The following is a 13,627-nucleotide window of genomic DNA, read 5'->3' on the forward strand; positions in this document are numbered from 1 at the left end:
CGCCCCCGGTCGATGCCCGGGAGGGCGGATGGTCCGGTTAGACCGGGGTGTTGGCGGTTGTCGGGGCGGCCCGGACCGCGTTCGGCGCGCCCGCGGTCCCGGAGGTCCGCCCGCGACTGGCCGGCGGATCACCCGCCGGATCCCGGACAAGCACTGAATCGACGTCGACCGGTTGCCCGACGCGGTATTCCGGTGACGTTCGCACGGTCACGCGATCGTGACCGATCACCGTTGTGCGTAGTCGACCTTGGGGGCCCCGCCGTGCGTCGTGACCATTCCTTGCCGACCTACGAGCAGCTCTTCGGGGCGCTCGACTTCCGCGCGGTCGACGAGGGGCGCTCGGTCTACTCGCCGGCGGCCTACCTGGCCGATCTCCTGGAGCTGATCGACGACAACTTCACCGGGGACCCGCTCACCGGCCCGGATCGGCGACCGGACATCGCGACGATCCCGCTCGACGGGGAACACGCCTACACCGAGTTACCCTATCTCGACGTGGTGAACCGGGTGCTCGCCGCCGTCATCGGTCCGGACGCGCACGCGGAGCTGAAGCGCCTGCGATTCCCGTTCGCCCTCCCGTTCGACCTGGACCGGGAAAAAGTGCGCCGCCACCTGCGCCATTTCCGGATCGGCCCGGTCGAGCTGTACGAGTTGTTCGCGCGCCGGCCGGAGCGCGATGTCGTCGCCCGCGAGTTCCTGGGCCTGTCCGCCGACGACGTCGCGCTGGTGACCACGGTCGTCACCGACCCGGCCGACCTCCTGGCGACCTTCTACGGGGGCGACGGCTCCTTCGCCGACCTGGAGGACGCCCGCTCGTTCGTCCGCGCCACGCGGCTGACCGCGACCGAACTCGACGCGCTCGTCACCTCGGGCGCGGACGCGTTCGTCCACCAGGGCGGGCCGCGCGTGACCCTCGACCCCGCGGGGCGGAAACTGGTCTGGGGCGACGGCTCCGCGCCCGTGCCGCCGGAGTGGTTCGAGCGGGTCAGCAGGTTCGTGCGGCTGGCGCGCAGGACCGGCCTGACGCCGACCGAGACCGACGTGGTGCTGCGCCGCTGCTGCGGCAACCGGATCGACCTGGCCGCGCTGCGCGTGCTGGCCGTCGTGGTCCACCTGCACCGCGCCATGGACCTGCCGGTCGACGTGGTCGCCTCCCTGGTGGGCCCGATCGACGGCGACCTGTTCGAGCGCGTGTTCAACGAGCCGTTCGCCGCCGAGCGCACGGTGATCGCCGGACCCGCGACCCCGCCGGCGGACGGCGTGCGGGTGCTCACCGCCTCCGGTGACTTCCTGGCGCCGCGCAACCAGGAGTACCGCGTCCGCGTGAGCCGCGCGGTCGGCCTGTCGGAGGCGGACCTCGCCGTCACCGTCCGGCGCGTGCGGCAGCGGTACTCGGGCACGGTGGCCGGGTCCGGCCCGTTCGACCACGACGGGATCGGCCTGGACGCCCTGTCCCTGCTGCACCGGGTCGGGCGGCTGACCCGCGCGCTCGACGTCACCGCCACCGAGCTGTTCGGCGTCCTGGACGCGCTGGCCAACGACCCGTTGAGCCTGCACGCGAGCGCCTTCGGCGGGCTGCTCGACACCGGACCGCAGACGTCGGACCCGTACCTGCTGCTGGAGGCGCGGGACGTCGGTTCCGGCCTGTGCCTGGCACAACTGCTGCTCGGCGTCGTGCGGTGGATGCGGGCGCTCGGCGTGGACAGCGCGGAACTCGGCGACGTCCTGGGCGGCACGCCGCCGGGCGAGGTCGACGAGGAGTGGGACGCGGTCCGCGGCCGGTTGACCGAGAAGCTGGACGAGGTCGCGCTGACCCCCGACCTGTTCGTGTCCGAGCGGTTCGGGCAGCGCGCCGCCCAGGTCCTGCACGACGTGCTCACCCAGTCCGACGGTGTCGTGGCCCAGGACCACCGCGTGCTGCGGCTCGACCCCGCCCTGGTCGGCACGGCCGCGTACGACGCGGTGACCGACCTGTCGGACATCACCGAGGAGGACTTCCGCGGGCTGGGGCTCGCCGCGCCGCTCGCCGGCAAGGTCTTCACCAACCTCGTGCTCACCGGCCTGCTGGACTCGTCGGGGACCCTGGTGGACGACCGGCTGCCGACGACGGTCGCCCGGTTCCGGCTCGCGAGCGACTTCACGGCCGTCCGGGAACGGCTGTTCGCCCTCCTCGCCGAGTGCGGTGCGGCCGAACCCGCGGCGCTCTACCCCTCGGACCTCGCGGCGCTGGGCGGGCTCACCGACGACCAGCGGGCGGAGCTGTACGACAACCTGGTCGTGCTGGGCCACCTCGACCCCTCCGGCGCGATCCTGGCGCCGGACTTCTTCCAGGCGCCGGGGAACGTCGCCGGGTTCGCGGTCACCGTGCCCCTCGACGCCGTCGCGCCGGAGGTGTTCGACCTGCTGCGCGCACTCGTCGAGCGGGCGCGCACCGAGCCGGTCGCGGTCGACCCGGAGATCTTCGCCGACCTCCCGCTCACCCCGGGGCAGCGGGACGACCTGCTGGAAAGCCTGCGGTTCAACGGTTACGTCGACGGCGAGGACAACTACGTCGATCCCGCGGCGCTGGCCCGGCTGACCCTCGACGGGTTCGGCCTGGCCGTGACGTTCCACCCGCACCGCGCGGCCGTCCTGCGCGCCGTCCAGGACCAGCTCGCCGCCGCCCGCGCGGCGGTGCTCACCGTGGACGCGGAGGGGTTCGGCGAGATCGCCGACCACGCCGCCGCCCGCGCCGCGGCCGAGGCCCTGGCCGGCGCCTACCTCGACGACAACGCGGTGCCCGACGAGATCCGGAACTTCTTCGCCGACCCGGACAACGTGGTGTCGCTCGCCGGATCGCCCTGGGAGCGGTTGTTCTCCGCGGGCGACCTGGCCACCATCACCCACCGGATCGCCACCGTCCTGACCGAGCAGCGGCCCTACCGGTTCGACCTCGACGCGATCGCCGAGCTGGGCTTCGACGCCGACGAGACCACCCGGCTGGTGGCCATCCTGGTCGCCCGCGGCGACCTCCACGACGACCTCTCGGTGCCCGAGGACCGGCTCGCCTGGTTCGCCACGCCGTCCAACTCCCTCGGCTACACCCTGCCCGACCTGGAGGACTACGCCACCGACGTCTTCTACCTGCTGCACACCGCCGCCCGGGAGCTGGTGGCGGGTGTCGAGGAGGTCACCGCGGCCCTCAGCGCGCAGGCGACCGTGCAGCGCGACGCGCTGCTGGAGGTGCTGGCGGACGCGACCGGGCAGCGCACGGCCACGGTGGAAGCGCTGTGCACGGGCGTTTGCGGCAGCGTGGCCGGGGCGTTCGACGTGCTGCCCGCGGCGGGATCGGCCGGCCGTCGCGCCTACCACCGGATCCGGCGGTTCGCGCTGCTGGTCGCCCGGCTCGGGCTGGACGCGACCGGCGTGGGCGTCGTCTTCCACGACCAGGACCTGGCGGGCAAGTTCCCCGAGCCGCTCGTGCTGCCGACGGGTGCAGACCGCATCGACGCGCTCCTGGAATCCGCCGACGGCAACCGCTACCTGTTCCGGGGCAACGCGTGGTGGGCCTACCCGGAGGGCGCCGAGATCCCCATCGGGCCGCCCCGTCCGCTGGCCGAGCTGTCGCCCCGGTTCGCCGGGCTCGTCGGCGTGGACGCCGCGTTCACCGACGCGCAGGGCGCGGAATGGCTCATCGGGCACGACGCGGCCGGGTCGCACGCCTTCACCCGCGCGCCCGGCGCCGGGCACTGGGACCGCGGCACGCAGGTCTGGGGCAAGGTCCGCAACACCTTCGACCACGAGCCGGCCCGGATCGACAGCGCCTTCGTGGACGCCGAAGGCCGCACCTACCTGTTCCGGGGCGACCAGTACGTGCGCTACTCCGGCTCGGACCACACCTTCGTGGACGAGGGCTACCCCCGCGCCATCGGCGAGTGGTGGGAGGGGGAGGGGCGGCACACGCCGCTGCCGGAGCGGTTCCGGACCTCGGTGGACGCCTCGTTCCAGGACCGCGACGGCACGACCCACCTGTTCGCGGGCGACCGCAGCCTGGCCGTCGGCGACGTGCTGGGCGACCGGCCGACCGCCGAGGTCTGGGGCCGGGTGCGCAACGTCCTGGCCGACACCGGGCGGATCGACGCGGGCTTCGCCGAGGCGTCGTCGGTCGTGCTGTTCTCGGGCAACCAGGTGGTGCGCTACTCGGACAGCATCGAGAACGACGGCGTCCTGGTCGACGAGGGCTACCCGCGCTCGATCGAGTCCCACCTGGCCGGTGTGCCGGTCGGGTTCGACGGCGCGCTGGACGCGGCGTTCGCCGAGCCCTCCGGGGTGGTGCACCTGTTCAAGGACGGCCGCACGGTCGCGCTGGAGCCCATCGGGGCCGCGGCGGTGACGCCGGCCAGGCCGGGCGCGACCGCGGACCGCTGGGGCGTGCTGGAGCCGGTCCTGACCGGCGGTGTGGTCGATTCCGCGTTCGTGGGCCTCGACGGGATGACCTACCTGTTCAGCGGCGGCAAGTACCTCCGGTACTCCGGCGCCGACTACTCCGCGGTCGACCTCGGCTACCCGCGCCGCATCGCCCCGGACTGGGGCGGGCTGCGCAGCGTCGGCGCGTCCTTCGTGCTGGACGGCGCGACCCACCTGTTCGGCGCGGGCGGGTTGCTGTTCGACCTCCCGGTGGAGCACGAGCCCGACCTGGCCGCGGGCACGGTCTCCCGGGCGCTGCGCGACCTGCTCCAGGAGCGCGGGATCGGCGTCGGCGTGGACACGCGCGTGACCGGCGCCGCGCCCGAGTGGCGCCTGCAAGCGGAGCACGGGATCAGGCTCGTGCTGCGCCGGGCGACCGACCGGATCGAGGTGCACGCCGACCCGGATCAGGACGTCCAGTACCACGTCCGCTACTCGACCCGCGCCTACGCGGTGCCCGACGGGGGCTACCCGAGGCCGCTGGCGGAGAACTGGTGGAACCTCCCCGACGGTGGGTTCACCACGGTGGACGCGGTGTTCACCGGCCGGGACGACCGGACCTACCTGTTCTCCGGCGACCTGTACGTCGTGTTCGACAACAAGCGCCGCTGGTGGTCCGAGCCGAGACCGCTGGGCGACCGGTGGGACAGCCTGCCGTTCGACCACGTCGACGCGGCCTTCGTCGGCAAGGACGGCAAGACCTACGTCTTCTCCGGCACCCGCTACGCCCGCTACACCGGCAACGACCACACCGGCGTGGACGACCGGTACCCGGCCACGAACGCGGCGTTCTGGGGCAACGTCGCCAACGGCATCGCCCGGCACGGCCGCGTCGACGCCACGCTGGTGCTGGACTCCGCCACGTACCTGTTCAGCGGCAACCAGTACGTGCGCTACGACGGCGCGGACCTCACCACCGTCGCGGACGGCTACCCCAGGTCGATCGAGGCGCTGTGGCACGAGCCGCGGTTCGCCGGGCTGCCCGCTCCGCTGACCGGCCCGGTCGAGGCGGCGTTCGCCGACCGGCGCACGACCTACCTGCTCGTCGACGGCCGTTGGCACGCCGTCTCCGACGCACCGCACCGCCGTTACCCGGGGTTCGGCGACGTCCGCTGCGCGTTCGTCGAGGACGGTGCGGTCCTGGTCGAGGAGGCGGCCGGCTGGCAGCGCTACAGCGCCCTGGAGGGCGCGACCGTGACGAAGACCCCGGTCCGGCCACGGGTGCTGCGCGCGGTGCCCGCCGGGTTCCGCACCGGTTTGGACGCCGTGCTGCGCGGCGCGGACGGCAACACCTACCTGTTCAAGGGCAGCGCGTGCTTCGACGTCCGGCTGAACCGGGAGTACCCGCTCGCCGAGGACTGGGGACGCGGCCGCAACACCATCGCGCAGGACAACCGCGTGGACGCCGCGTTCGTCGGGCGTGACGGGCGCACCTACGTGTTCAGCGGCGACCAGTTCGTCGTCTACGAGGGCACCCGGGTCGTGGACGCCGAGATCGTCGGCGAACCGCGGCCGATCGCCGAGCACTGGGCCGGCCTGACCAGCGTCACCCTGGCCTACGTCCGGGGCGACCGGACCTACGTGTTCGAGAAGCCGGACGCCGCGGGCGTCCAGCGCTACCTGGTGTTCTCCGGGACCGGCTACACCCGGCCCGACCAGGGCTACCCGCTGCGCGCCGACGCGACGTTCTGGGACGTCCCCGCCGACCTGCGGCCCGACGGCTTCACCGCGCCCGACGCGGTGCTGTTCGAGGGCGAGAACATGCTGGTGCTGACCGGCGACCGGTACCTGGTGCGGCACGAGGTCACCGGCGCGTGGTCGCCCGCCCGGCCGGTGAGCAGGCTCTGGCCCGGCGTCGAGCGCGACTGGCCGGCCGCGGTGACCGCCGCGTTCACCGGGCCGGACGCCGCGACCTACCTGTTCTTCCCGGACCGGTTCACCCGCGTGGCCGCGGGCGCGGTCGCCGCGCCCCGTCCGATCCGGGACGCCTGGGGCCGGTCGCGGAACAACTTCGTGTCCGGCGGCGGTCGTGTGGACGCCGCGTTCGTGGCCTCGGGGAACACGACGTTCCTGTTCTCGGGCGACCAGTACGTCCGCTACACCGGCACCGCCTACCGGCACGCCGACCCCGGCTACCCCAAGCTCATCGCGGACAACCTCCGCCACGAGGACGCGTTCGCGAACCTGCCCGACTCGTTCGAGGACGCGGTGGCCGCGCGGATCGAGGCGGGCGCCGGCGCGGTGATCGACGCCGTCGTGGCCAACCGGCGCACCGCCCACCTGTTCGTCGGCGGTGAGTGCCACGTCGTCTCGCGCACCGCGACCGCCACCTACGACGTCGCCGAACTGGGCCTCGGCCGGGTCCGCAACACGCTGGCCGAGCAGGGCCGGGTCGACGCCGCGCTGGTCGACGACGGGCGCACGTTCCTGTTCAGCGGCGACCAGTACGTGCGCTACTCCGGCGGCGACCTGTCGTTCGTGGACGAGGGCTACCCCCGCGCGATCGAGACCGCCCTGCCCGGGGAACTGGGCATCGGGACCCTGCCCGAGCAGATGCGCGACGGCGTGGACGCGGCGTTCCGCGGAGCCGACGGCGGCGTGCGCCTCTTTGCCGGCCCGCACTGGATCGACGTGCGGCGGCCCGACGTCCGGCCGGTCGCCGGCGTCTGGGGTCGGGTCCGCAACGCGTTCACCGACAACCCCGGCGTGGACGCGGCCTTCGTCGCCCCGGCCGGCGAGCTGTACGTGTTCCGCGACGGGCAGTACGCCCGCTACAGCGGCGACGACCGGACCCACGTGGACGACGGGTTCCCCCGCACCGTGCGCGACGACTGGGGCGACCTGCCCGCCGGGTTCGAGGAGCGCCTCGACATCGCGTTCGTCCTCGACGGACGGACCTACCTCGGCCGGGGCGACCAGTACGTCCGCTACTCCGGCGACGGGTACGGGCGGATCGACCGGACCTACCCCCAGGCGTTCCACCGGCGGTGGTCGGCCTGGTCGGACTACCGGTTCGAGGACCTCCGCGCGATCACCCGGTTCGCGGGCCTGGCCCGCGCCCACGACGGGCTCGCCGAGTTCGTCGCGACCGGGCCGGGCACGTTCACCGACCCGTACCTCCGGCTCGCGGAGATCATGGGCTGGGATGTGGAGGACGTGCGCTGGCTCGTCCGCCGACGCGCCCTGCGCACCGGCACGCCCGACGACGACCGGGTCGAGCTGGAAACGATGCTCAAGCTGGTGGACGTGTTCACCGCGGCCGAAGCGCTGGGCGCGGGACCCGCCGCGGTCTTCGACGTCTGGTCGGGGCTGCACGGCGAGCGGCCCTCCGACGCCGCCACGGCCGTGCTGCTGCACGACCTGCTGGCACGTCGGCACGGCCCGCAGGACTGGGCGGTGCTCTCCCGCCAGGTCCACGACGAGTTCGCCGTGGTCGAGCGGGACGCGCTGGTGGCTGCCGTGCTGGGCAAGACCGGCGCGGACACCTCGCGCGAGCTGTTCGAGCAGTTGCTGATCGACGTGGACATGGGCAGCCGGGGCACGACGTCCCCGATCCGGGAGGCCATCGCGGCGACCCAGTTCTTCCTGCACCGCTACTTCCTGGACCTGGAAGACGTCACGCACCCCGGCGGGTCGGACGGGCAGGTGCGCGACCGGCTGCGGACGTGGTGGACCTGGATGCGCAACTACCGGGTCTGGGAGGCCAACCGCAAGGTCTTCCTCTACCCGGAGAACTACCTGCGCCCGGAGCTGCGGGACCGCAAGACCCCTGCGTTCGAGGCGCTGGAGGCCGACCTGCTCCAGGGCGAGGTCACGCCGGCGTCGGTGGAGCGCGCCTACAAGCGCTACCTCGACGAGTACACCGAGGTGTCCCGCCTGGCGATCGCGGGCGGCCACGTCTACACTGCGGGGTCCGACGACACCCGTGACCTGGTCCTGTTCGGCCGCACCCGGACCGAGCCGCGGCGCTTCTACTACCGGCGCGCCCGGTTCCGCAGCGCCGACAAGCTGACCGGCTCCTGGGAGCCGTGGCTCAAGGTGGACGTGCAGATCGACGCGGACGAGGTGCACCCGGTGCACGCGTTCAACCGGGTGTTCGTGTTCTGGACCACGGTGGAGTCCGTCCCGCCGGCCACGCCCGCCACGACCACGCTGGCCACCCGCGACCAGGGCGACAGCCAGCAGGTCACCGCACCGCCGGCGACCGAGCAGGTGAAGATCCACTACTCGTTCTACAACCTCAACGGGGAGTGGGTGCCGGCGCAGACGTTGGCCATGGACACCCGCGGCGACGGCACGATCCACGACGTCCGGCTGGCCGTCGAGGTGGCGGGCGGCCACGCCGACGATCCCCAGTCAATCGCCGTGACCTGCACCTACTCGGTGATCACGACGCAACCGGGTGAGGACGGCGCCGCGCCCACGCCGACCAGGTCCACCCACGTCCAGGCGTCCGCGTTGACCGCGGAGCTGGTCGAGGAGGTGCTCCCGGTGCCCGCCCTCCGCGCGGGGGCGGACGTGGTCGCGGCCACCGACCCGCTGCGCGAGGTCCTGGCCCAGGCCGAGATCGACGCGGTGGCCGGCGCGGACCCGGCGAACCGGCCCAGGGTGGTGCCGTTCACCAGCCCGACCGGAGCCGACTACGGACCCTGGTTCAGCATCGACCACAAGGGCGGCAGCTTCCTGTGCCGCCCGGCCGTCGTGGCGCCGGCCGAACCGGTCGTGCCGCGCCCGCAGACCGACCTCGGCCTGACCGGGTGGACCCGGGTCGACGCCGCGGTCGAGCTGCCCGGCGGCACCCGGTACTTCTTCGACAACCAGGCCCACCGCCACGTCGCCGTCACCAGGGGCAGGCCCGGCGACGGCGGGACCATCGCGGACCGCTGGGGGCGCAGGACCACCAACCTGACCCGCACCGGCCTGGTGGACGCCGTGCTGCACCGCCGCGACCGGGACGGCGAGCGCACCTACGTGTTCTCGGGTGGGCAGTACTTCCGCTACAGCGGTGCGTTCGGCGCGCTCGACCCCCGGTACCCCAAGGACCTCCTCACCAACGACGAGAACTTCCCGCGCTGGGGGCGGATCGACGCCGCGTTCACCGACCTCAACGACACCGAGTGGTTCTACACGGCGGCCGGCGGCGGCCGGATCGAGCGCGGCGGCAGCCCCGGGACGCCCGCCACCGCCCTGTTCGGCGGCAGGTCCGGGCTCACCCGGTTCGACTCGGCCATCGTGGACGCAGACCGGCAGCTCACCTTCGTGTTCACCGGCGACGAGTACGTCCGGTACTCCGGCAACCACTACCAGGCGCCCGACGAGGGCCACGCGCACAAGATCTCCGAGAGCGGCGAGAACTTCCCGAAGTGGGCGAAGATCGGCGCGGCCCTGCGGGTGCGCGGCACGTCGTGGTACTTCAACGACGCGACCCTGACGTGCAGCCAGGTCGAGGTCGAGCAGCCGGGGGAAGGCCGCCCGCACCGCAAGCCCAAGGTCGTGGAGACGAGCTGGCCGAGCCGGGACCTCGGCCGCGGCGTGACCACCGGCGGCCTGGCCACGGTGGACTCGGCGTACGTCGACGGCACGTTCCTGTACCTGACCAGCGGTGCGCAGGTCGTCCGCTACACCCTGCCGGGCCAGGGCGGTCAGGTGCCGGAGACGGTCGACGAGGGCTACCCGAAGCCCTTGTCGCAGCCGATCACCGCCGTGTTCCGGCGCGGTCCGCACCGCTACGCGTTCAGCGGCGCGTACTACGCGCGCCTGACGTCCGGTCTCACCGACGTCACCGGCTTCGCGCCGATCGAGGGCAACTGGGGCGACCTGCCGGAGAACTTCGCCGAGGTCACCGGCGTGCTCGACAGCGAGTCCGACCACCGCCTCTACCTGTTCGTCGGCGAGAACCACCTCGGCTACCCGAGCACGACCACGGTGCCGCGACCGTTCGAACGGGCCGCGCTGCCCATCGAGGTCGTCCGCCTGACCACGAGCACGGCCGCGCAGCTCAACCAGCGGCTGCTGGGCGGTGGCGTCGCGGCCCTGCTGGCGCCCGCCGGGCAGGAGCTGGACGAGCGCCCTGCGTTCCGGACCGACCGGTCGGACCGCAACACCATCCAGGTCCGCGACGACCGGGTGGTGGCCAACCGGCTGCCCGCCGGGGCGCACCTGGACTTCCAGAGCGCCAACGGGATCTACTACTGGGAGATCTTCTTCCACGCGCCCGTCCTGATCGCGCAGGCGCTCAACGACGCCCAGCGGTTCGCCGACGCGCGGCAGTGGTACGAGTACGTCTTCGACCCCACCGAACCCGACCGGTACTGGCGGTTCCTGCCGTTCCTCGCGGTGGACCTCGCCGCGCTGGCCGACCGGTCGCGGCGCGACCTGGCGGAACTGGCGGGCACGCTCGCCGCCGCCGGGTTCGACGAACCGGCGGGCCTGGCCGCCGAACTGGACGAGGTCCTGGCCGACCTGGAGCGGCTGACGCCCGGGTTCCGGGAGAACCGCCCGCTGGACGGCGCGGAACTGGCGGTGCTCGACCGGCTGGCGTCCTCCCGGCTGCACGTGCTGCTCGCGGACGCGGTGACCGCCGCGAAGGCCCGGATCACACCGCGCATCCGCGAGCCCAAGCGCAGCCTGTGGCAGGGGGTCGTGCGGGCCGTCGAGCAGTTGCAGGAGCGCACCGCGCTGGTCGCGGACCTCCAGCGGTACTACGACCTGGTGGGCGACCGCGACAGCCTCATCGACGCCTACCGCGGCGACCCCTTCGACCCGCACGCCATCGCCGACCTGCGCCCGGTGGCCTACCGCCGCGCGGTGGTGATGGCCTACATCGACAACCTGCTCGACTGGGGCGACATGCTCTTCCGCCAGCACACCGGCGAGAGCGTGGACGAGGCCAGGATGCTCTACATCTTCGCCTGGGACCTGCTCGGCCTGCGGCCCGAGCTGCCCGGCAGGCTGCCGCTCACCCCGTCGCGGACCTACCGGGAGCTGGACGACGAGCCGGGCGAGCTGGACCTGCTGGCCGAGCTGACCGGCGGCGGCAGCCTGCTGGAAGGACCGGGCGGCGTGCACGCCGGCGTGGCCAACCGCTACTTCCGGATCCCGGACAACAGCGCGTTCACCGCTTACTGGGACCGGGTCGAGGACCGGCTGCGCAAGATCAGGCAGTCGCTGAACATCCTCGGCATCAGCCAACCGCTGCCGCTGTTCGAGCCGCCGATCGACCCGATGGACCTGGTCCGCAGCGTGGCCGCGGGCGTCGGGGTGGAGCAGGCGGTCGCCGCCGGCGCCGCCGCGGCCGTGCCGCACTACCGGTTCGAGGCCACGTTCCGCCGGGCCCAGGACCTGGCCGACCGGCTCCGCCAGCTCGGCGGCGACCTGCTCTCGGTGCTGGAGCGGCGCGACGCCGAGGAGCTGGGCCTGCTGCACAACCGGCAGGAGGGCGTCATCCTGGAGATGACCCAGGCGATCAGGGACGCCCAGGTCGAGGCCGCCGCGGCGACCGTGCGCGAGTTGCAGGCCAGCCGTGAGGCGGCCAACCAGCGGATCGCCCACTACCAGCAGCTCATCACGACCGGGATCACCCCGCTGGAACAGGCGCAGATCGGCATCATGGGCGCGGCCGCCGCCCTGCACCTGACCTCGGGCGTGCTCAAGGTGGCCGCGGCCATCGCGCACGCCGTGCCGCAGGCCACCATCGGGCCGTTCAGCATCGGCTCGACGTGGGGCGGGCACCACCTCGGCAACGTGCTGGACAAGGGCTCCGAGATGCCGCAGGTGCTGGGCGAGGGGTTGACCGTCACCGGTGAGCTGCTCGGCGTGCGCGCCGAGCAGGAACGCACCCACCAGGAGTGGGAGTTCCAGCTCGCCAACGCCACCGGCGACCTCGCCCAGATCAACCACCAGGTGGCCGCGGCCGAGCAGCAGTTGGCGGTCGCGCGCCGCGAGGCCGAGGTCCTCGCCCGGGAGATCGACCACAACCGGGCCGTCGGCGCGCTGCTGAAGGACAAGTTCACCAGCGTCGAGCTGTACGGGTGGATGGCAAGCCGGCTGTCCGGCCTGTACTTCCAGGCGTACTCGTTGGCCTACGACACCGCGAAGGCCGCCGAACGCGCGTTGCGGTTCGAACGGGGCCTGGGCGACGCCGAGGCGGCCGTCATCCGCCCGGTCCACTGGGACAGCCGCCGGGCCGGGTTGCTTGCCGGTGACAGCCTCGGGGTGGACCTGGACCGGCTGAACCAGGTCTACGCCGACACCGGGGCCCGCGGTCTGGAGATCACCAAGCAGGTGTCGTTGCTCGAACTGGACCCGGCCGCGGCGCTGCGGCTGGCCGCGAGCGGGTCGTGCGAGTTCACGCTCACCGAAGAGCTGTTCGACCGCGACTTCCCGGGCCACTTCCGGCGCCAGGTCCGCACCGTGACGGTCACCTTCCTGGACGACAACGGCGAAGCGGTCCAGCCCAACGCCACGCTGACGCAGGTGGGTCACAAGACCGTGCTGGAGCCCGACCCGAAGGCGGTGCGGCACCTGCTCGACCCCAAGGAGCCGCTGCCCGACACCGTGCGCGGCGACTGGCGGGCGAGCCAGCAGATCGCCCTGTCCCAACCCGGTGAGCAGGAGAACAACGGGCTGTTCGAGCTGCGCTACGACGACACCCGCTACCTGCCGTTCGAGGGCACGGGCGCGGTGTCCACGTGGCGCCTGGAACTGAACGGCCGCCGGACGACCGGGTTGCGGGACGTCCTGCTGACCGTGCGCTACACGGCCGCACAGGGCGGTGAGGTGTTCGCGAACGCGGTGAAGGGGATGCTCAAGCCCTACCCGACGGCCCGCTTCCTCGACGTGGCGACCGAGTTCCCGGACGAGTGGCAGGAGTTCGTCGAGGGCGACGGCGCCGAGCTGACCCTCCCGATCACCGGGGACCTGCTGCCCGGCCTGACCGGACGCCAGGTCATCGGCATCTACCCCCGCTACGGCACGGTCGACGGCTCCGCGCCGCGGCTGACGGTCAACGGCGACCGGGCGATGGCGCTCACCGAGGGCAAGCTGCTGCTCACCCCGGACCTGCGCGTCGACGGTGACGGCTGGACCTTCGTGCTCGACGGAGACAAGGAGGCCCTGACGGGCCTCGGGCTCGTGCTGGCCTACCGGGCCTCGGTGGCCTGACCGCGGAGAGGACGGGCAG

The 13,627-nt window shown here is 73.1% G+C and carries 1 protein-coding gene; it reads left to right on the forward strand.

Annotated features, from left to right (window positions below; translation table 11 throughout):
* The first annotated feature begins 279 nt into the window (after positions 1–279).
* The gene (locus tag CKY47_RS31855; RefSeq protein ID WP_306750047.1) at positions 280–13,608 is read left to right on the forward strand and encodes a hemopexin repeat-containing protein; all 13,329 of its coding nucleotides are present in this window, start codon (positions 280–282) and stop codon (positions 13,606–13,608) included.
* Positions 13,609–13,627: the final 19 nt, after the last annotated feature.

The organism is Saccharothrix longispora (assembly GCF_030852425.1).
Taxonomy (GTDB): domain Bacteria; phylum Actinomycetota; class Actinomycetes; order Mycobacteriales; family Pseudonocardiaceae; genus Actinosynnema; species Actinosynnema longispora.